The sequence below is a fragment of the Streptomyces sp. NPDC019531 genome (genome assembly GCF_044903305.1).
GTDB lineage: Bacteria > Actinomycetota > Actinomycetes > Streptomycetales > Streptomycetaceae > Streptomyces.
Genome location: NZ_JBJDQL010000014.1, coordinates 68825 through 89024, shown reverse-complemented (window position 1 = coordinate 89024; position 20200 = coordinate 68825). Strand labels below are relative to the sequence as shown.

17 protein-coding genes are annotated in these 20200 nt (G+C 70.1%); 13 read left to right on the top strand and 4 right to left on the bottom strand.

All coding sequences use genetic code 11. The annotated features are described in order from the left end of the window. The first annotated feature begins 141 nt into the window (after positions 1-141). The 7 genes from ACI2L1_RS18870 (at position 142) to ACI2L1_RS18840 (ending at position 6645) form a co-directional block, all read left to right on the top strand. Entirely contained in the window at positions 142-960 is an 819-nt protein-coding gene (locus ACI2L1_RS18870; RefSeq protein WP_404740454.1) for a hypothetical protein, read from the top strand. Positions 961-1014: 54 nt separating this feature from the next. Further along, complete coding sequence (locus ACI2L1_RS18865; protein WP_404740453.1) at positions 1015-2169, top strand: NAD(P)/FAD-dependent oxidoreductase; 1155 nt, start codon at positions 1015-1017, stop codon at positions 2167-2169. Beyond that, the gene (locus ACI2L1_RS18860; protein WP_404740452.1) at positions 2166-2465 is read left to right on the top strand and encodes a (2Fe-2S)-binding protein; all 300 of its coding nucleotides are present in this window, start codon (positions 2166-2168) and stop codon (positions 2463-2465) included. Before ACI2L1_RS18865 ends, ACI2L1_RS18860 begins: the two co-directional genes overlap by 4 nt. Further along, positions 2458-3855 (top strand): FAD-dependent oxidoreductase, encoded by a 1398-nt coding sequence (locus tag ACI2L1_RS18855; RefSeq protein ID WP_404740451.1) that lies wholly within the window; start codon positions 2458-2460, stop codon positions 3853-3855. Before ACI2L1_RS18860 ends, ACI2L1_RS18855 begins: the two co-directional genes overlap by 8 nt. Positions 3856-3883: 28 nt before the next feature. Then, a complete protein-coding gene (locus ACI2L1_RS18850; RefSeq protein WP_404740450.1) occupies positions 3884-4813 on the top strand; it encodes a dihydrodipicolinate synthase family protein in 930 nt (309 codons plus the stop codon). Positions 4814-4889: 76 nt separating this feature from the next. Continuing rightward, the gene (locus ACI2L1_RS18845; RefSeq protein WP_404740449.1) at positions 4890-5891 is read left to right on the top strand and encodes a proline racemase family protein; all 1002 of its coding nucleotides are present in this window, start codon (positions 4890-4892) and stop codon (positions 5889-5891) included. Between the two features lie 64 nt (positions 5892-5955). Next, positions 5956-6645 (top strand): GntR family transcriptional regulator, encoded by a 690-nt coding sequence (locus ACI2L1_RS18840; protein WP_404740448.1) that lies wholly within the window; start codon positions 5956-5958, stop codon positions 6643-6645. 239 nt (positions 6646-6884) lie between these two features. Here the strand turns inward: ACI2L1_RS18840 and ACI2L1_RS18835 are convergent, their stop codons facing one another. The 4 genes from ACI2L1_RS18835 to ACI2L1_RS18820 all read right to left on the bottom strand — a co-directional run bounded on the left by ACI2L1_RS18835 (position 6885) and on the right by ACI2L1_RS18820 (position 12121). Continuing rightward, a complete protein-coding gene (locus tag ACI2L1_RS18835; protein WP_404740447.1) occupies positions 6885-8363 on the bottom strand; it encodes a cellulose binding domain-containing protein in 1479 nt (492 codons plus the stop codon). Positions 8364-8986: 623 nt separating this feature from the next. Further along, positions 8987-10309, bottom strand: coding sequence for a radical SAM protein (locus ACI2L1_RS18830; protein WP_404740446.1), 1323 nt, complete (start codon positions 10307-10309; stop codon positions 8987-8989). Positions 10310-10368: 59 nt separating this feature from the next. Beyond that, a complete protein-coding gene (locus ACI2L1_RS18825) occupies positions 10369-11067 on the bottom strand; it encodes a pyridoxamine 5'-phosphate oxidase family protein (RefSeq protein WP_404740445.1) in 699 nt (232 codons plus the stop codon). A gap of 46 nt (positions 11068-11113) precedes the next feature. Next, positions 11114-12121, bottom strand: a complete 1008-nt coding sequence (locus tag ACI2L1_RS18820; RefSeq protein WP_404740444.1) for a hydroxyacid dehydrogenase — start codon at positions 12119-12121, stop codon at positions 11114-11116. Positions 12122-12220: 99 nt separating this feature from the next. Here ACI2L1_RS18820 and ACI2L1_RS18815 point away from each other — a divergent pair, with 99 nt between their 5' ends. The 6 genes from ACI2L1_RS18815 (at position 12221) to ACI2L1_RS18790 (ending at position 20191) form a co-directional block, all read left to right on the top strand. Continuing rightward, positions 12221-13474, top strand: a complete 1254-nt coding sequence (locus tag ACI2L1_RS18815; RefSeq protein ID WP_404740443.1) for a D-arabinono-1,4-lactone oxidase — start codon at positions 12221-12223, stop codon at positions 13472-13474. Positions 13475-13590: 116 nt separating this feature from the next. After that, positions 13591-14838 (top strand): ROK family transcriptional regulator, encoded by a 1248-nt coding sequence (locus ACI2L1_RS18810; protein WP_404740442.1) that lies wholly within the window; start codon positions 13591-13593, stop codon positions 14836-14838. A gap of 158 nt (positions 14839-14996) precedes the next feature. After that, positions 14997-16841 (top strand): glycoside hydrolase, encoded by a 1845-nt coding sequence (locus tag ACI2L1_RS18805; protein ID WP_404740441.1) that lies wholly within the window; start codon positions 14997-14999, stop codon positions 16839-16841. Between the two features lie 229 nt (positions 16842-17070). After that, positions 17071-18336: an ABC transporter substrate-binding protein gene (locus tag ACI2L1_RS18800; protein WP_404740440.1), complete on the top strand. Its 1266-nt coding sequence runs from the start codon at positions 17071-17073 to the stop codon at positions 18334-18336. A gap of 20 nt (positions 18337-18356) precedes the next feature. Then, positions 18357-19322 (top strand): carbohydrate ABC transporter permease, encoded by a 966-nt coding sequence (locus ACI2L1_RS18795; RefSeq protein ID WP_404740439.1) that lies wholly within the window; start codon positions 18357-18359, stop codon positions 19320-19322. Next, complete coding sequence (locus ACI2L1_RS18790) at positions 19319-20191, top strand: carbohydrate ABC transporter permease (protein ID WP_404740438.1); 873 nt, start codon at positions 19319-19321, stop codon at positions 20189-20191. The genes ACI2L1_RS18795 and ACI2L1_RS18790 overlap by 4 nt, the downstream gene beginning before the upstream one ends. The last annotated feature ends 9 nt before the right edge of the window (positions 20192-20200 follow it).

Sequence of the window (20200 nt, the reverse complement as noted above, 5' to 3'; positions counted from 1 at the left end):
AGGGGTGCCGGTGCGGGGTGCCGCTGGTTCTCCGGCCCCCTGGGACTCCGTCCAGCATTCACTCGAACAGCCCCGTGCGCTGGTCGTACGGCAGGAGGGGTTGTGGCATGGAAGTCATCGCCCACATCTCCAGGAGACCTCGTGACGATCCACCGCCCGTCCCGCCCCGCCCGTGTGCTCGCCTCGGCCCTGGCAGCCGGTGCTCTGTTGGCCACAGCCGCCTGCTCCGACGGTGGCGACAGCAGCGGGTCGGGCACCGCGGACACCACCGAGATCTCGTCCTCGCCGCTGGCCCAGGAGTCCCCGGCCGCGCTCACCGAGGCAGGGGCGCGGGCCGCGCTGGTGACCGAGGCGGACCTGGAGGACGACTGGAACGAGGTCAAGAACGCGGCCGACTGGCGGGAGAGCCTCCTGGTCGGCAAGGTCGACGTCGCCGATTTCCTCACCGCCAAGGCCGACGCGGCCGACTGCCAGAAGCTGCTCGACCGGCTCTACGGCGACCAGCTCCTGGGCAAGCCGTCCGGGGCGTCCGCGCTCACCGGCTTCGAGGAGGGCGAGTCCCGGCTGCTGTACCAGGTGGCCGCCTACGACAAGGCCGGGCTGAACGACTCCTTCGCCTGGCTGAAGAGCCTACCGGTCGAGTGCGACCAGTTCACGGCGACCGACGACTCGGGCGGAGAGCGGACGGTCCAGGTGATCGAGACCTCCCTGCCCAAGGAGGGCGACGCCCGGCAGGGGCTGCGGGTCACGGTCCGGGGCACCTCGGGCGGGGAGCCCACCACCCTCACCCTCGATGTCGCGGCCCTGCGGGTCGGCACGGACGCGATCACCATCACCAACGGGGGCCTCGACGGCGCCGACAGCGACAGCACCGAGCGCGCCGCGAAGCTGGGAACGGAACGTCTCAAGGACGTCCGCGCGGGCAGGACACCGGCGGCGGACCCCGGCGAGATCGACTGACGTCCGGGTGTCGAGGGTGTTCCCGCGATGAGAGGCATGTGACATAGTACTGGCGTGAGCAAGCCACTGACCTGCGATGTCGTGGTCGTCGGAGCCGGGATGGTGGGCGCTGCCTGCGCCCTGTACGCCGCCCGGGCGGGCCTCGACGTGATCGTCGTGGACCGGGGCCCGGTGGCCGGCGGCACGACCGGCGCCGGTGAGGGCAATCTCCTGGTCTCCGACAAGGAGCCGGGGCCCGAGCTCGAACTCGCCCTGCTGTCCGGCCGGTTGTGGGCCGACCTCGCGCAGGAGGTCGGCGAGGCGATCGAGTACGAGCCCAAGGGCGGCGTGGTCGTCGCCGCCTCCCCCGACGGCCTCGTAGCCCTGGAGAAGTTCGCGACCGGGCAACGGACCGCCGGTGTCGAGGCGGTCCGGTTGGGCGCGGATCAACTCCTGGACCTGGAACCCCACTTGGCGCCGGGACTCGCGGGCGGTGTGCTGTATCCCCAGGACGCCCAGGTCATGCCGACGCTGGCCGCGGCCCATCTCGTACGGATGTCGGGTGCCCGTCTGGTCACCGGCGCGACCGTGACCGAGGTCCTTCGCGGTGCCGGCGGTGCCGTGCGCGGGGTGCGGACCAACCGGGGCGAGGTCCACGCGCCGTATGTCGTCAACGCCGCCGGGACCTGGGGCGGGGAGCTGGCCGCGCTTGCGGGGGTGCGCCTCCCCGTACTCCCCCGGCGCGGCTTCGTCCTGGTCACCGAGCCATTGCCGCGCCTGGTCCGCCACAAGGTGTACGCCGCGGACTACGTGGCCGACGTGGCCAGCGACTCGGCGGCCCTGCAGACCTCGCCGGTGGTGGAGGGGACGGCCGCCGGACCCGTCCTGATCGGCGCGAGCCGCGAACGGGTCGGCTTCGACCGGTCGTTGTCGCTGCCCGCCCTGCGCGCGCTGGCGGCGGGTGCGACCCGGCTGTTCCCCTTCCTTGGACGGGTGCGGGCGATGCGGACGTACCTCGGCTTCCGGCCGTACATGCCGGATCACCTGCCCGCCCTCGGGCCCGACCCGCGTGTGCCGGGGTTGTTCCACGCGTGCGGGCACGAGGGCGCGGGCATCGGACTGTCCACGGGGACTGGGCAGTTGATCGCCCAGGTGATCGCCGGTCTGCCTCCCGACCTCGATCTCGCGCCGTTCCGTCCCGACCGGTTCCCCTTCGAGGAGGCCTCGTGAACCCGCTCGAACTCGTGGGCGCCGAGCCCGGTGCCGCCTTCGCCGTCACGTTCGACGGGCGGGAGATCGAGGCCCTGCCCGGCCAGACCGTCGCCGCCGCGCTCTGGACCGCGGGGGTCACCTCCTGGCGCACCACCCGGGGCGAGGGCCGCCCACGTGGCATCTTCTGCGGCATCGGCGTCTGCTTCGACTGCCTGGTGACCGTCAACGACCGCCCCAACCAACGGGCTTGCCTGGTCCCCCTGCGTCCGGGCGACGCGATCCGCACACAGAAGGGGACAGGCCACGATGAGTGAACCGCGTCTGGCGGTGATCGGTGCGGGTCCGGCCGGGCTCGCGGCCACCCTCGCGGCAGCCGCACGCGGTGTCAGTGTCACGCTGATCGACTCCGCCCAGGAGGCGGGCGGGCAGTTCTACCGACAGCCCGCGCCAGGGTTCGGGGCCCGACGGCCGCGGGCGCTGCACCATCAGTGGCGTACCTGGGAGAGGCTGCGGGACGGCCTGGACGCCCACGTACGGGCCGGAACGGTAAGGCATTTGACGGACCATCATGTCTGGTTCGTCGAGCGCCGGGGCTCCGCCGACCTCACCGTGCACGCCCTGCTCGGCCCGGAGCAGGAGGAGCCGGCCGAGGAGCGCGCCGACGCCGTCCTCCTCGCCACCGGCGGCTACGAGAAGGTGCTGCCCTTCCCCGGCTGGACACTGCCCGGTGTCGTCACGGCGGGCGGGGCGCAGGCCATGCTCAAGGGCGGCCTCGTGCTGCCCGGCCGTACCGTCGTCGTCGCCGGAACCGGGCCGCTGCTGCTGCCCGTCGCCACCGGCCTCGCTTCGGCGGGTGCCACGGTCGCGGCACTGGTGGACTCGGCCGACCCCAGGGCGTTCGTACGGCGGTCCCGGCAGCTGGCGGCCATGCCCGGGAAGGTCGCCGAAGGCGCCCGGTACGGGGGTGAGTTGCTCCGGCACCGGGTACGCACCCTCTTCCGGCACACCGTCGTGGCGGCGCACGGCGACGAGCGGCTGGCGGCGGTGACGATCGCGGCGCTCGACCGGGACGGGCGGGTGCGCGCGGACACCCGGCGGCGCCTCGCCTGCGACGCCCTCGCCGTCGGGCACGGCATGCTGCCGCACACCGATCTCGCCGAAGCCCTGGGCTGCCGTGTCGACGGGACGGACGTGTACGTGGACGACGAGCAGCGCACCGACGTGCCGGGTGTGTGGGCGGCGGGTGAGACCACCGGCATCGGCGGCGCCGCCCTCTCCCTCGCCGAGGGGCACATCGCCGGGCGGTCGGTGGCGGCGCGGCTGGCCGGGCGGGCGCCGGATCCGGGTGAGTGGGCGGCCGTCGCGCGGACCCGGGAGAAACTGCGCGCGTTCTTCGCCGCCTTGGACTCCGTGTACGCGCCGCCCGCGCACTGGGCCGAGCAGGTCACCGACGAGACGGTGGTGTGCCGCTGCGAGGAGGTGCCGGCCGGTGCGGTGCGGGCGGCGGTGCGTGAGCTGGGCGCCGGTGATCCGCGCAGCGTGAAGCTGCTGACACGGGCCGGGATGGGCTGGTGTCAGGGCCGGATGTGCGGGCCCGGGGTCGCGGGGATCGCCGGGTGTGCGGAGACGGCGGGGCGCAGGCCGTTCGCACGGCCGGTGCCGTTGGGGGTGCTGGCCCGGGACGGGGAGGCCGAGCATATGTGATATGTCACACCGCATTGAGAGGAACCGTATGACCAGCACCGATCTTCGTCCCTGGCGCGGAGTGCTCGTCGCCACCGCGCTCCCGGTGGACGACGACCTCCGCGTCGACTACGACACGTACGCCGAGCACTGCGCCTGGCTGGTCGAGAACGGCTGTGACGGTGTCGTGCCGAACGGCTCGCTGGGCGAGTACCAGGTGCTCACGCCCGAGGAGCGGGCCAGGGTCGTCGAGACGGCCGTGGCCGCGATCGGGGGCGAGCGGGTGATGCCGGGGGTCGCCGCGTACGGCTCGGCGGAGTCCCGGCGCTGGGCCGAGCAGGCGCGCGACGCGGGCTGCGCGTCCGTGATGCTGCTGCCGCCCAACGCGTACCGCGCCGACGAGCGTTCGGTCCTCGCGCACTACGCCGAGGTCGCGAAGGCGGGCGTGCCGGTGGTGGCGTACAACAACCCCATCGACACCAAGGTCGACCTGGTCCCGGAGCTGCTGGCCGAGCTGCACGCCGAGGGGCACATCCGGGCGGTCAAGGAGTTCTCGGGTGATGTGCGTCGCGCCTACCAGCTGGCCGAACTTGCTCCGGAACTGGACCTGTTGATCGGGGCCGACGACGTCCTGCTGGAGCTCGCCATCGCGGGAGCGAAGGGCTGGGTGGCCGGCTACCCGAACGCACTGCCCGGGTCCTGCGTCGAGCTGTACCGTGCGGCCGTGGGCGGCGACCTGGCCACCGCGAAGAAGCTGTACGAGCAGCTGCACCCGCTGCTGCGCTGGGACTCCAAGGTCGAGTTCGTGCAGGCGATCAAGCTGTCGATGGACATCGTCGGTCGCCATGGCGGGAGGTGCCGTCCGCCACGGGTCCCGCTGCCGCCCGAGCGGGAGGCCGTCGTGCGGGCGGCCACCGAGCGGGCGGTCGCGGCCGGACTCGTGCAGCCGGGCCCGCCGGCCGGACCCACGGAGGCTTGACCCGCGGAGGCCGAACTCACGGAGGTCGGACCCGCGGAGGCCGCCTTCCCCCACCCCCTCGATGACCAGGAGCGTCATGCGCAGCAAACTCGTCCTGCACGCCGTCGACTCGCACACCGAGGGCATGCCCACCCGCGTGATCACCGGCGGAATCGGCACGATCCCCGGCGCGACCATGAACGAACGGCGGCTGTACTTCCGTGAGCACCGCGACGACATCAAGCAGCTTCTGATGAACGAGCCGCGCGGGCACTCGGCGATGAGCGGGGCGATCCTGCAACCGCCGACCCGCCCGGACTGCGACTGGGGTGTCGTCTATATCGAGGTCTCCGGGTATCTGCCGATGTGCGGACACGGCACGATCGGGGTGGCGACCGTGCTGGTGGAGACGGGCATGGTCGAGGTCGTCGAGCCGGTCACCACGATCCGGCTCGACACCCCGGCAGGCCTGGTCGTCGCCGAGGTCGCGGTGGAGGACGGCAGGGCGAAGAACGTCACGCTGCAGAACGTGCCGTCGTTCTCCGTCGCCCTCGACCGCAAGATCGCACTGGCCGACGGGCGGACGGTGACATACGACATGGCGTACGGCGGCAACTTCTACGCCATCCTGCCGCTGGACCGGTTCGGGCTGCCCTTCGACCGGGCCCGCAAGGACGACATCCTCAAGGCGGGGCTGTCCCTCATGGAAGCGATCAACGCCGAGGAGGAGCCCGTCCACCCGGAGGACCCGTCCATCCGTGGCTGCCACCACGTCCATCTGATCGCGCCCGGCTCCACCGCCCGCCACTCCCGGCATGCGATGGCCGTCCACCCGGGCTGGTTCGACCGCTCCCCCTGCGGCACCGGCACCAGCGCACGCATGGCCCAGCTGCACGCGCGCGGCGAACTCCCGCTGCACACCGAGTTCGTGAACGAGTCCTTCATCGGTACGCGGTTCACCGGGCGGCTGCTCGGCACCACCGAGGTCGCGGGGCGCCCCGCCGTCCTGCCCAGCTTCACCGGCCGCGCCTGGATCACCGGCACTGCCCAGTACCTGCTCGACCCGACCGACCCGTTCCCGGCGGGGTTCGTGCTGTGAGCCCTGACGGCGTCGAGGATAATGCCGGGTGCCGCGTGACATTGCACCACTAGGAGATGCCCTCATGGCCGCCCAGCGATCCAGCACCCCAGCCGCCGCTCCCGCCCTGCCCGTGCTGGGCGGCAAGAAGAGCAGCTACCGGGAGCGGGTCGCCGATGCCCTGCGGGCCGCGCTGATCGCGGGCGAGCTGATGCCGGGGCAGGTGTACTCGGCGCCGGCGCTCGCCGCACGGTTCGGTGTCTCGGCCACCCCCGTGCGCGAGGCCATGCTCGACCTAGTCAAGGAGGGCCTGGTCGACACCGTGCCCAACAAGGGATTCCGGGTCACCGCGGTCTCAGACAAGCAGCTCGACGAGTACACCCACATCCGCTCGCTCATCGAGATCCCCACCGTGGTGGAGCTGGCCACGACCGCCGACCCGGTCTCCCTGGAGGCACTGCGCCCGGCCGCCCGGGAGATCGTCCAGGCGGCGGTGGCCGGTGACCTCATCGCGTATGTCGAGGCCGACACCCGCTTCCACCTCGGCCTCCTGGCCCTCGCGGGCAACGCGCACCTGGTGGAGGTGGTCGGGGACCTCCGTAAGCGGTCCCGGCTCTATGGTCTGACCCCGCTGGTGAAGTCGGGCCGACTGCTGGCGTCCGCCGAGGAACATCTGGAGCTCCTCGACGCGTTGGTCGCCCGCGACGAGGGGGCGGTACATGAGGTGATGACGCGGCACATCGGGCATGTGCGGGGGTTGTGGGCGGCGAAGTAGGAAGCGTTTCGAGGCAAGGCGCGGGCCGGTGGGGGCTGGTCGCGCAGTCCCCGCGCCCCCCAACAGGTGGGTGCAGTCCAAGCATGCCTAGCTGTAACTCCCTCAGGGGCGCGGGGAACTGCGCGACCAGCCCCCACCGGGCCCGCACCCGGCGACGCACCTCACCCGACCGGCGCCTCCTTCGGGCGCCAGGAGGCGCGCCACCGGCACCGGCGCTGGCGCCCCGGCTACCCGCCAAGTCAGGACTTCACGCACTCCTGCCCATTGAGGGTGAAGTCGTATGCCGGGGCGTTCTTGCCCTGCCAGGAGGCGAGGAAGCCAAAGGAGAGCGAACCGTCCGCTGGGACCGACCTGTTGTAGTCGGCGGCGGTCGCGGTGACCTTCGCGCCGCTCTGGGTGAAGCCGGCGTCCCACATCTGGGTCACCTTCTGCCCGTCCTTGAAGGACCAGGTGACCCGCCAGTCGTCGAGGGCCTCGGTGGTGGTGACGGTGACGGCGGCCTGGAAGCCGTCGGGCCACTGGTTGACGAGGGTGTACTCGACCTGACAGGACGGCGTGGCACTCTCGCTGGGTTCGGGTTCCTCGACACCGGCGGAGGAGGTGCCCTGGGGTTCCGGGTCGGAGTTCTTCGCACCCGTGGACTCGGACGGCTTCGCCGAGTTGGTCCGCGAGGGCTTCGCGGAGCCGGGCGCCCGTGAGGTGGCGGCGGGAATGGACGAGCTGGGGTCGGCCACCGGCAGGCCCTCGGCGGTGGTGCCGGGACCGGGCTTGGCGGCGCCGTTCTCCATGTCGTCGCCCGGCATCATCGAGACGGCGAGGGCGAGCAGGGAGACGAGGACGGCCGCGACGAGCAGTCCGTTGCGCACGACCTTCGCCTTCTGCGCGCCGGGGTTCGGCGGCCCGCTCTCCAGGGCCGCCGGGCGTCCTGCGCCCAACCGCACCTCGGCGGCCCGGCGGCGGCGCTCCAGATAGGCGAGTCCGCCCCAGCCGATGACCCCGCCCGCGAGGGCCGCGGGCAGCCCGCCGCCGTGCAGCCTCAGACAGGAGGCGGCCTCCGCGCAGTGCTGGCAGCGCGCGAGGTGCCGGGAGAGGTCGCCCGGGGTCTCGCCCGAGGTGGACCGGGTGACCGCGTCCAGCAGCCGGGCGTAGCTGCGGCACTGGGCGTCCATCGGTGTGTCGAGGTGGTTGCGGTGGCTGCGGTCCCGGAACAGGCCGCGCACCTGGGCGAGTTCGTCGTCCACGGTGGCCGGGTCGAGGCCGAGCCGACGGGCCAGCGCGGGCAGCGGCAGCGCCTCCACCTCGGCCAGCCAGAGCAGTTCGGCGTCCGCCGCCTGGAGATCACGCAGCCCGCGGAGCGCTATCGGACGCTGGAGCGGCGGCCCGGTGTAGCGGAAGGCCTTGTCGGAGTTGAGCCACAGCCTCAGGTCGGGGTCGAGCCGGTGGCCCAGGCTCCGTCTTTCCCAGTCCGCCGCCGTGACACGAACGGCGGTCAGCAGCAAGGGTATTCGGGGCAGCCGGACCGGACGGCGGCCGACGCCGCGGACGGCGGTCTCGGCGTCACGGACCTCGCGCATCCCGAGCGAGAAGGCCTCCGTGGCCAGTTCGGTGGCGGCGGTGGAGCCGGCCGTGCACAGATCGGCGTACGACAGCACGGCATCCCAGCACTCGGAGAACAGCGCGGCCTCGGCGGCGTCCTGGGGGGTCGGCAGGTCGGGCATGGGTCTCCTGCATCGAAAGCGGGGTCAACTCGCCATACTGGCAATGGAGTTGGGGGGAACCTCGCGGCAGGACAGGAGCCTTTCACGTCTCCCACACAACTGACAAGCAGGCTATTCAATTCGATTACCGGGGGTTCGGTCCACAGCCCACGGCACACCGGCGCACGGAGTTGCACCCTCTTGTACGGACCGGAGACGGGAACGTATCAATTCCGACTCACAGGAACCAGTCGTCACAGAGAATTGAGTCCGCAACGGCGCGTGCGCGGTGCTCAGACGGGCACGACATGGAGCACCACGAGCATGGGTGCCCGAGACGGTCGCGGCGATCCCGTGGACCAGGGTCGTCAACGCGGGAGTGACGGGCGCCGCCCGGGAAGGTGTCCGGGGCGAAGGTGGTCCGCCTGTCCGGTGCCCCCGGAGTGGGTGGGCGCGGTGGTCACCAAGTCGGCCCCGGCCCCGGCGTGGACACCCCTTCCGGGCCGCCGGGGCACCGCACTCCTCGGCGCCGGACGCCAGGTGACGCCCTGCGCGACGGCCGTCGAACCCTGAGCCCCCCAGCCCCCAGCCCCCAGCCCCCAGCCCCAGACCGTCGGCCCCTGGACCGCCGGCCCCTCGGACCGTCAGACCTCGGCCGGCTCCGGAGCCGCTGGAAGGCTGTCCATGAAGGAGCTCACCGAGAACACCGCGCGGCCGGGTCCGGGCGGGCCGTATCCGGGAGGCGAGGAGAGCCCGAAGTCCTCCATCGTCTGGCGATAGGCCTGGAGCAGCCGGATGTGGTACTCAAGCGGCGCGCCCTGCGGGTTGGCCTTGCCGAGCGGAGTGGTCGGCTCCGGGCACCAGGTGGTGAAGCGGGGCGTGATCCCCTGCGACATGAAGAAGCGCAGGCCCTCCGTGGTGGACGCGATCGCCTCGTCGACCGTCTTGAAGCCGAACGGCTCCGCCATCTCCACGCCCGCCACGAAGTTGGGGATCACATTGCGCGCCCCGAACACCTCGGCCGAGTCCAGGATCCGCTTGTGCCACTCGTCCCGCCCGACGTACCGCTCCTTGCCCGGGCAGTACATCTTGAACAGGTACTCGTCCCACACCTCGTAGTTGGGGTGGTAGATCTGCACGCCGTAGTCCTTGAACCGCTGCACGTCGTCGCGCGGCAGTGCCTGCGCCACGACCTTCCCGATCCAACGGCCCGGGAAGCGCTCCTCGATGGCCTTGGCGTAGTGGCCGTAGAAGTCGGCCTCGTCCCGCCCGGAGACGGTCTTGGTGATCGCGCCGCCGGTGAGCGTGTAGGCGGTGGACGCCTTCGCGGTGTCGTACCGGTCGATGATCTCCAGGGCTTCGAGGACCTCCTCGACGTCCTTGACCCCGGTGTACGGCCGGCCGGCCGCCTTGTGCTGGCGCCAGTTGTGGTTGATGTCGCAGTACTGGCACTCCTCCTTGGCACCGAAGTACTGGCAGACCCGGAAGACGGTCAGGTAGATGAGATAGCCCCACTGGATGGTGGGAGCGACCTCCATGACGGACTTTCCGTTGGAGAGCGTGTGCCGGTAGTACTCCGGCATCGGCGGCACGCCCACGTCGGCGATCCGCTTCCCGTCGAGGTACAGCCCGAGCACGCCCTCGTCGTCGGCGGCTACGCGATACGGCGAGGCCGGGTTCACCCGCACCGAGACCACGGTCCTGCGCAGGTCGTACGGCCCGCCGGTGAGGATGATCTCCTCCGGCGGGCGACGCAGCGCGGCCTCGCCGAGCTCCGGCAGGGTGCCGTGGTCGAAGGAGAAGATGAAGTACGACTTCGGCTTCACCTCACCGGACTCGTTGTCGCTGAGGGCGGACGGGTCGAAGGCCACGCCACCTCGCAGCAGGTCCTCTTTGAAGACGGCTTCCCGCGGAACCTGCGGGAACCGCTCCATCAGATCCTCGACCAGCGCGGTACGGCTGCCCATCCCGTTATCTCCTCCCGGATCGGACGTACGACTCCTCACGTTATGCCCTCGCTCCGACATCACCCGTGCCGGGTCCCCGCACGGCGACCGATATGTGGCGGTACGGGGGTCTCCGGGGGCAGTACCGGGTCGGGGACGGGCGCGCCCCACACCGAGGTGAGCGGCAGCACACCGGCCCACAGCCCCAGCTCGGCGTCGGGCCCGTCCCCGTCGTCGGGCGCGCCGGTGCGGATCTTGACGGAGGCCTCGTCGAGGGGCAGGGCGAGCAGGGTGGTGGCGGCCAGTTCCTTGCGACTGGGCAGACGCGCGTACGACCACTGCCCCGGGGTCGCGTGTTCGGTCAGCCGGCGCAGGCCCGCGAGCTTCTCCTCCGGGTCGGTGACCTTGCGGGGCACTCCGTGGATCACGGCGCTGCGGTAGTTCACCCCGTGCTCGAACACGGACCGGGCGAGCACCAGCCCGTCCACATGCGTGACGGTGACACAGACGGAGGCACCGCCCGCGAGGCTGCGGCTGGCCACGGACCCGTGCACATACAACTGCCGCTGGTCTCGCCCGTACACCGTGGGCACGACCAGCGGCCGCCCCTCGACCACCACACCCAGATGACAGACGAAGCCGGCATCGAGGATCGCCTCCAGGTCCGCCCGGTCCAGGCTGCCCTGTTCACGCAGCCGGCGATGCCGGGTGAGGTCGGTCACCGGGAGGACTTCGGGGAGCGGCTCGGGGAGGCCTTCGGGGTCAGGTTCGGACGTCATGTCCAGGCAGGCTACCCAGCGGCCGGAGCCAGGGACCACGCGGAGGTCAGGCCCCGCGCTCCAGCGCCTCGAACTCCACCGGGTGCGCCACCGCTCCCCCGGCCGCAACCCGCTCCGCCTCCGCTACGACGGCCAGCCCCAGCCTCGCCAGCTCGTTCCCCTGCGATCCCGCGAGGTGCGGGGTGACGAAGGCGTTCGGGAAGTCATGGAGGGGCGAGTCGGCGGGCAGGGGCTCGGGGTCGGTCACATCGAGGACCGCGCTGAGCCGCCCGGTGCGCAGTTCCCCGACCAGGGCGTCCGTGTCGACCAGACTCCCACGCGCGGTGTTGATCAGTACCGCCCCGTCGGGCATCAGGGCCAGCTCACGGCGCCCGATCAGGTGCCGGGTCTCGGGGGTCTCCGGGGCGTGGACGGTCACGATCTCGGAGGTCCGCAGGAGATCGTCCAACTCCGCCAAGGGGACGCCCAGTTCCAGGGCCCCCGCCTCGTCGACGTACGGGTCGGTCAGGCTCACCGCGAGGTCGAACGGTCGCAGCAGCTCGATCACCTTGCGCCCGATCCGTGACGCCCCGATCACCCCGACCCGTCGTCCGCGGTTGCCGATGCCCCGCTCGATCCCCCAGCCCGGGGAGGCCCGTTCGGTCCGCAGCCGCTCCCGGCGCACGAAGACGTCTTTGCCGGCGAGCAGGATCATGGCGAGCGTGTACTCGGCGACGGGCAGGGCGTTGGCCTCGGCGGCCGAGGAGACCGCGATGCCGCGCCGCCAGATCTCGGGAGTGGCGAAGCCCTTGACCGAGCCGGCCGAGTGCAGGACTGCCCGGAGCCTCGGGGCCGCGTCGAGGACGGCCGTGTCCAGGCGGGGGCAGCCCCAGCCGGTCACGAGGATCTCGGTGCGGACCAGAACGTCCGCGAGCCGCGGGTCGGTGAGGTCCTCGGCGACGATCGCGGGATCGATGTCCACGACGGCACGCAGCCGGGCCAGCACCTCGGGCGGGAAGACGAGCGGCACGTTCTCGGCGGTCATGGCGAACAGCGCCCGGGGTCGCTCGGTCAAGGCGGGGATCCTCCAGAGGGCGTAGAAACCGCTCTCTACGTTAGGTGTCGGGAAATGAGAGGGTCAATGCATACGTGCACCCCGGGAGGAACGACGGACATGTCGGAGACGATCACCAACTGGGCGGGGAACATCACCTACTCCGCCAAGGAACTGCACCGGCCCTGCTCGCTCGACAGGATCGCCGCCCTGGTCGCGGGCGGCGCGAGGGTGCGGGTGCTGGGCAGCGGGCACTCCTTCAACGAGATCGCCGAGCCGGGTCCCAAGGGCGTCCTGCTGTCCATCGCCGACCTGCCGCCGGTGATCGACGTGGACACCGAGGCCCGTACGGTACGGGTCTCCGGCGGCGTCCGCTACGCCGAACTCGCCCGCGTGGTGCACGCCCACGGCCTCGCGCTGCCCAACATGGCTTCGCTGCCGCACATTTCCGTGGCCGGCTCGGTCGCGACCGGCACCCACGGCTCGGGCGTCGGCAACGGTCCGCTCGCCTCGGCCGTGCGCGAGGTCGAGCTGATCACCGCGGACGGCTCCGCGCTGACCATCGGCCGGGACGACCCGGGGTTCGGCGGCGCCGTCACCTCACTGGGCGCCCTGGGCGTCGTCACCGCGCTCACCCTGGACCTCGTTCCGACCTTCGACGTGGAACAGTACGTCTTCACCGAACTCCCCCTCGCCGGGCTGGACTTGGCAGGCTTCGAGACGGTCATGTCGGCGGCGTACAGCGTCAGCCTGTTCACCGACTGGCGTGCACCGGGCTTCCGGCAGGTGTGGGTCAAGCGGCGGACGGACCAGCCGCTCACCGACTTCCCGTGGGCCACGGCCGCCACCGAGAAACTGCACCCGGTGCCGGGGATGCCCGCGGTCAACTGCACCGAGCAGTTCGGGGTGCCGGGGCCCTGGCACGACCGACTGCCGCACTTCCGGGCCGAGTTCACACCGAGCAGTGGGGCGGAACTCCAGTCGGAGTACCTGCTGCCGCGCGAGCACGCCGTCGAGGCACTGCACGCGGTCGACGGCATCCGGGAGACGGTCGCCTGGGTGCTGCAGACCTGCGAGGTGCGGACCATGACCGCCGACGAGCAGTGGCTGAGCCCCGCCCACGGACGGGACACCGTGGCGCTCCACTTCACCTGGATCGAGGACAGGGCGGCCGTGCTGCCGGTGGTGCGCCGGCTGGAGGAGGCGCTGGACGCCTTCGACGCACGGCCGCACTGGGGAAAGGTGTTCACCACGACCGCGGAGGTGCTGCGCGAGCGATACCCGCGCCTCGGTGACTTCCGTAAGCTGGCAAGCGAGCTGGACCCCGAGGGGAAATTCGCCAACGCGTTCGTCCGGGCCGTACTCGCCGACTGACTTTATAAAGCCCCTTTCCTAACCCCTTGTACAAAGTCCCCCGCAGACCATAGCCTTGCGCCGCGCCGGTGCCTCTGACGTCCCGGCCCGAGCTGAAGGGATGGGGGTCGGCCCTGGTGAAGCGCACATCACGTGACATCCGCACCGTGAACCGCTACGAGGTGTTGCGCCAGATCATCGCCGAGTCGCCCACGTCCCGGCAGGAACTGGCGGCGGCCACCGGGCTGAGCCTGGCCACCGTCGCCACGCTCGTGGGCGAACTGCTCGACCTCCACATGATCACCGAGGTCGGGTTCGAGGAGTCCGCCGGCGGACGCCCTCGGGGGCTCGTGGCCGTCAACGCGTCGGGGGGCGCGTTGATCGGCGTCGACATCGCGGAGACATACGTCCATGTCGAGCTGTTCGACCTCGCGCTGAACGTCCTGGCCCGCGCCGAGGAGGACCTCCGCCCCGGCGAGAGCCTCCCCGAGCAGGTGGTCGGCCATGTCGCCGCCGCCGTCGGCTCGGTGGTCGCGCAGGCCGGTATCGAGGGCGCCCGGGTGCTCGGCGTCGGTGTGAGCGTGCCGGGGCAGGTGGACCGCGCCACCGGCATCTCGGAGTACGCCCCCAACTGGGACTGGCACGACGTACCGCTGCTCGACCTGCTCTCCGAGTACATCGCCTACCCCCTCTACCTGGACAACCCGCTGCGCGCCGGTGCGGTGGCCGAGCTCTGGTTCGGGGCCGCGCGCGGGCGCGTGAACGCCGTGGTGGTCAACCTCGGGACCGGCGTGGGCGCCGGACTGATCCTGGGCGGCGGACTGCACCGAGGTGTCTCCAACAGCGCCGGCGAGTGGGGCCACAACACGATCGTCCTGGACGGACGCCTGTGCCGGTGCGGCAACCACGGCTGTGTGGAGACATACGTGGGCGCGCCCGGGATCATGCTGAACCTGCGGGAGTTGAGCCCCGACAGCGAGCTGCTGCACCCCGGCGACCAGACGGCCACCGTGGCCGCGCTGGCCCGGGGGATGCGCACCGAGGACCCGGTGGCGCTCCAGGTCGTCCGGCACACCGCCCGCTACCTGGGCGCCTCCATCGCGCACCTGGTCAACCTGTTCAACCCCGAGGTGGTCGTGCTCAGCAGCTGGGTCGCGGCCGCCCTCGGCGAGCCCTTGGTCGCGGAGGTGCGCGAGGCCGTCGCCCGGCACGCGCTGCCGCGCCCGATGGCCGCCACCGAGATCGTCCTCTCCCCGATCCCCACAGACCCGGCGTGCCTGGGCGCGGCGACGTTCGCGCTCGAAGGGGCGCTCCAGTCGGTCGGGCAGAGGTCGGCGGCAAAGCGCACCACCCCGGCAAGGACGAAGGCGCACCACCCCCGCTAGGAACCGTCCTCGCAAGGCACCACACCCGCTAGGAATCGTCCTCGTCAGGACCACCCCCTGGGCGCCAGCCCCGCCAGGCACCACCCCTGGGCACCAGCCCCGTCACGCACCACCCCCGCCAGGAGCCGTACCGCACCACCTTCATGACGACGGAAGGGATGCACGTGTCTCAGCCCCACCGCAGGAGATCGGCCCTGCTGACAGCCGCAGCCGCGTTCGCTGTCGCCGGACCCCTGATATCCGCTCCGCCCGCGTCGGCCGCCACCCCCACGGTGGCCGAAGTGTCCCCCCACGCGGCCCAGACCATCGACAACATCGGTGCCTCGGGCGCCTGGTGGGTCAACGATCTGAAGAACTTCGACCCGAAGATCCAGGCCAAGGTGGCCAAGCTGCTCTTCTCCACGGACGGCCTGGCACTCAGCAGTTACCGCTACAACATCGGCGGTGGCGGCACCGGCGTGACCTACGCCCCGCGTGCCCCCGAGGACTTCCTGAACGACGACGGCACGTACGACTGGAGCAAGGACAAGGCCGGTCGTACCTTCCTCTACGCCGCCGCCAAGTACGGTGTGAAGGACCTGATCGCCTTCGTCAACAGCGCGCCCGCACAGTGGAAGACCAACGCCAAGAGCTGCGGCGGCTACCTCAGGACGGAGAACGAACAGGACTACGCGAAGTACGTCGCCGACGTCACCGCCCACTTCGCCGGACAGGGCGTGAAGTTCGACTACATCAGCCCCTTCAACGAGCCGACCAACAGCTTCGACAGCTGCGGCCAGGAAGGCATGCTGGTGCCGGTCGACCAACGCGACGACATCGTGCGGGCGTTGGGTGCCGAGCAGCAGGCCCGCGGCCAGAAGACCGGCATCATCGCGGACGAGTCCAGCAGCACGGTCAGCTTCAACACCGAGGTCCCGCAGTGGATCTCGCAGCCCGACACCGCGCAGTACGTCGACAAGCTCGCCCACCACACGTACAACAACCCGGGCGACGACCAGCGGGCGAAGATCTACGAGACCTCCAAGTCGGTCGGCAAGCAGTCCTGGTCCACGGAGATCTGCTGCTTCGGCAAGGGCGGCACGGGCTGGGCCCAGGAGTACGACCCCACCATCGACGGTGGTCTGAATCTCTCCCGGATCATCTACAAGGACTTCGCGACCGCGCACGACTCGGCGTTCCAGTGGTGGGTCGCCCTGTCGGAGATGATCGGCTCCGACCCCCTCGCGAAGAACGACGAGGGCTGGAACGACGGCCTGATCTACTACGACCCGAACTACGCCACGAACGGCAACCAGACCCTGTACTACACCAAGCGCTACTACGCGCTCGGCCAGTACAGCAAGTTCGTCCGACCGGGCGCGGTCGCCCACAACGTGACCGGCGTTCCGGACGGCGTCGAGGTGTCGACGTACGACGACCACGGCAAGTGGGTCGTCGTGGTCAACAACCACAACACCACCGACACCGCGCTGAACCTGCGCTTCAACAGCAAGTCGCCGGTGCGGGCGAGCAAGGCGGTGCGGACGTCGGCCACCGAGAGCTGGGCGAACGTCACCAAGCCCACGGTGAAGGGCGGCTCGGCGACGGCGACTCTGCCGGCCCGGTCCATCACGACGTACGTCCTCGACCAGAAGGGCCACGGCACTTCGGCGGTCAACGGCGCGCTGGCGGGCAAGCAGTCCGGCAAGTGCCTGACCGCGGACACCTCGGGGGCGGCGATCAGCGGCTGCACGGGCGGCGCCGAGCAGGTGTGGTCGTACGACGCGAAGGGCCGCCTCAAGGGCGTGAACGGCTATCTGACGGCGGGGAGTTCGGGGCTCGTGACGAGCCCGGAGCCCACCCGTGACGGCAGTCAGCAATGGTTGCTGAACGCCAACGGCCAGATCGTCGGCGAGGCTTCGGGCCAGTGCCTGGACGTCGGCGGACAGGCGACCGCCGACGGCAGCAAGGTCGGTCTGTGGAGCTGCAACGGCGGGTCCAACCAGGCCTGGTCCAAGCAGTAACCCAGCACATCCTCAAGGGAGTTGCGGGCCGCTGGTGCGGCGGCCCGCAACCCGTGACGTCCGGTATCCCGAACGCTGCACAACGCTTCGAGCAGACTTCGTCCAACCCCTTGCCGAAGGCTTAGCCGAAGGTTAACGTCCCGCACCGCAAGTCCATTTGAGCCATCTGGCGCTGAGCCGCGGAGCCATGGCGCAGAGCCGCAGCCGTATTCGAGACAAGGACGTCAGCATGTCGGCAATGAGCAGCAACAACTGGAACCGTCGAAACGTTCTGCGGGCCGCGATGGGTCTGGCCGCCGCCGGCGGGCTGGCCGCGTGCGGCGGCAACAACGGGCGCAGCGGCGGGTCCAGTTCGGGTCCGACCCTGAACCAGTACTTCCACGCGTACGGCGAGGCCGGGACCGAGCAGGCCATCAAGAAGTACGCGAAGGCCTACGACAAGGCGAACGTGACCACGCAGTGGATCACCAGCGCCGACTTCGAGAGCAAGCTCTTCGCGACGCTGCTCACCAAGAACGCGCCCGACCTGTTCGAGTTCCACCCGCAGATCCAGATGGTCAAGAGCGGCCAGGTCGCGGATCTGACCGACATCATCGACCCGGTCAAGAGCGACTTCAACCCGGCCGACATCAAGTCGCACACGGTCGACGGGAAGATATACGGCGTCCGGATGATCGACGACCCGCAGTTCTTCTTCTACCGCAAGTCGATGCTGGAGAAGGCCAAGGTCGAGGTGCCGACCACGCTCGACGAGCTGGCCGAGGCCGCCGCCAAGCTCACCACCGGCAAGGTCAAGGGCCTGTACATGGGCAACGACCTGCACGGCGTCATCAACCCGATGATCTGGTCGGCCGGCGCCGACACCCTCAACGAGAAGAACGAGATCGCGTACCACACCCCCGGCGTCATCGAGGGCATCAAGAAGATGCGCAAGCTGTTCACCAGCGGCAACCTTCTCCTCGGCGCGCCGACCGAGTCCTGGGACCCCTCCTCGTTCAACCAGGGCCTCACCGCCATCCAGTTCTGCGGCATGTGGGCGATGCCGGCGATCCAGGAAGCGCTCGGCGACGACTGGGGTGTGTTCCCCTTCCCGAAGACCGTCGACTCCGGCAAGCAGTCGGTCTACAACGGCGGCTGGTCGATGTTCGTCAACGCCAAGAGCAAGAACGTCGACGCGGCCAAGGAGTACGTGAAGTGGCTGTGGATCGACCAGAAGCAGTACCAGGAGGACTGGGCCACCTCCTACGGCTTCCACATCCCGCCACGCAGCTCGCTCGCCCAGTCCGCCACCAAGCTCAAGTCGGGCAACGCCGCCGAGGGCGTCAAGCTCTTCAACGAGTTCGGGCACTTCGACAACATCGGCTGGACCCAGGCCATGATCACCGCCCTCGAAGACGTCTTCGCCGACTCCGTCCGCAAGGACATGGACCCCGAGGCCGCCCTCGACAAGGCGGACACGGCCGTCAACCGCGAGCTCAAGAAGCTCTTCGGATAGGCGTGCGGACGGAACACGACATGTCGACGACCACGAAGCTCGACCTCGCGGGCCCCGCCCCGGCGAAGGCCTCCCCGGCCAAGCCGCGGCGGGCTCTGCGGGGCAGCCCCACCTTCAACTTCTGGCTCTTCACCGGGCCGTTCCTCATCGGCCTGGCGATCTTCGTCTACGCGCCGATCCTCTGGAGCCTCTGGCTCAGCTTCTTCGACGCCCGCTTCACCGTCACTCCCGACAAGTTCATCGGCTTCGACAACTACACGTACATGCTGACGAACGACGACTTCGTCGGCTCGCTCGGCACCTTCACCCTCTTCGCCGCGTTCATCGTGCCCACCACCTGGGCACTCTCGCTCAGCCTGGCCCTGCTGGTGAACCGGCTGCGCTTCATGCGGGCGTTCTTCCGGTCGGTGTTCTTCCTGCCGACCGCGTGCAGTTATGTGGCCGCCTCGCTGATCTGGAAGATGTCCATCTTCAGCGGGGTCCGCTTCGGCCTGATGAACACGGTCCTCGGCTGGTTCGGGGTCGAGAACATCGCCTGGCTGGCCGACCCCAGCCCGCCCTGGTACTGGTTCGTCATCGTCACCGCACGGCTCTGGCTGCAGTCCGGTTTCTACATGATCCTGTTCCTGGCCGCGTTGCAGAACATCCCGGGCGAGCTGTACGAGGCCGCCTCGATCGACGGGGCCAAGCCGGGCTGGCAGACCTTCCGGTACATCACGCTGCCCCAACTGCGGGCCACCTCCACCGCGGTGGTCCTGCTCCTGCTGGTCGCCGCCTACCAGGCCTTCGACGAGTTCTTCAACCTTCTGTCGAAGACCACATGGGGCCGTCCGCCCCTCGTCGAGCTGTACTACAAGGCCCTGGGCGAGAGCCAGGACTACGGCGCGGGCAGCGCCGGCGCGGTCATCCTGACCGTGCTGATCATCATCGTGACCCTGTTCCAGGGCAAGATCATGGGCTTCGGAAGGGGGGACGAGTCCAAGTGACCACGACCACGCCCGAGATACGCAAGACCAAGAGCCGCCGCGGCCGAGGAGTGATGAGCAACACCGGCCTCTACATCGCCACCGGTGTCGCCGCCTTCCTCTTCCTGGTCCCCTTCTACCTGATCGTCCGCAACGCCCTGTCCACCGATGCGGAGATCACCGGGGAGAACTGGAAGTTCTTCCCCACCCATCTCCAGTGGGGCAACATCGGCGACCTGTTCGGCGACTCCTCGGTGCCCTTCGCCCAGTCGCTGTGGAACTCCACCGTCGTCGCCGTCCTGCACACCGTCGGCGTCCTGCTGGTGTGCTCCCTCGCCGGCTACGGACTGGCCCGCATCCCGTACAGGCACGCCAACAAGATCTTCTACGTCGTCCTGGGCACCCTGATGGTCCCGACCGCCGTGACCTTCGTACCCAGCTTCGTGCTGGTGTCGTCGCTCGGCTGGGTGGACACGTATCGTGGCCTGATCGTCCCAGGCCTGTTCAGTGGTTTCACCTGCTTCCTTTTCCGGCAGTACTTCCTGGGATTCCCGAAGGAACTGGAGGAGGCGGCGCGGGTGGACGGGCTGGGCTACTGGGGCGCCTACTGGCGTGTCGTGGTACCCAACTCGCTGAACTTCTTCGCCGCGATCGCCACCATCACCTTCATCAACGGCTGGAACTCCTTCCTGTGGCCTCTGGTCATCGGTCAGGACCCGAGCGCGTGGACCGTCCAGGTCGCGCTCTCCTCGTACACCACGGGCCAGACCGTCGTCTTCCACCAGATCTTCATGGCGACCGCTATTTCCATCCTGCCCCTGGTGTTCGTGTTCCTCTTCCTCCAGCGCTGGCTGGTCCAGGGGATCGCGCAGACCGGCATCAAGGGCTGACACCACTCT

Excerpts from the sequence above, each read along its gene's own strand:
- ACI2L1_RS18845 (WP_404740449.1), top strand. The coding sequence starts at position 4,890 with ATGCGCAGCAAACTCGTCCTGCACGCCGTCGACTCGCACACCGAGGGC.
- ACI2L1_RS18855 (WP_404740451.1), top strand. The coding sequence starts at position 2,458 with ATGAGTGAACCGCGTCTGGCGGTGATCGGTGCGGGTCCGGCCGGGCTC.
- ACI2L1_RS18835 (WP_404740447.1), bottom strand. The coding sequence starts at position 8,363 with ATGCCCGACCTGCCGACCCCCCAGGACGCCGCCGAGGCCGCGCTGTTC.
- ACI2L1_RS18825 (WP_404740445.1), bottom strand. The coding sequence starts at position 11,067 with ATGACGTCCGAACCTGACCCCGAAGGCCTCCCCGAGCCGCTCCCCGAA.
- ACI2L1_RS18840 (WP_404740448.1), top strand. The coding sequence starts at position 5,956 with ATGGCCGCCCAGCGATCCAGCACCCCAGCCGCCGCTCCCGCCCTGCCC.
- ACI2L1_RS18795 (WP_404740439.1), top strand. The coding sequence starts at position 18,357 with ATGTCGACGACCACGAAGCTCGACCTCGCGGGCCCCGCCCCGGCGAAG.
- ACI2L1_RS18805 (WP_404740441.1), top strand. The coding sequence starts at position 14,997 with ATGCACGTGTCTCAGCCCCACCGCAGGAGATCGGCCCTGCTGACAGCC.
- ACI2L1_RS18815 (WP_404740443.1), top strand. The coding sequence starts at position 12,221 with ATGTCGGAGACGATCACCAACTGGGCGGGGAACATCACCTACTCCGCC.
- ACI2L1_RS18800 (WP_404740440.1), top strand. The coding sequence starts at position 17,071 with ATGTCGGCAATGAGCAGCAACAACTGGAACCGTCGAAACGTTCTGCGG.
- ACI2L1_RS18850 (WP_404740450.1), top strand. The coding sequence starts at position 3,884 with ATGACCAGCACCGATCTTCGTCCCTGGCGCGGAGTGCTCGTCGCCACC.
- ACI2L1_RS18830 (WP_404740446.1), bottom strand. The coding sequence starts at position 10,309 with ATGGGCAGCCGTACCGCGCTGGTCGAGGATCTGATGGAGCGGTTCCCG.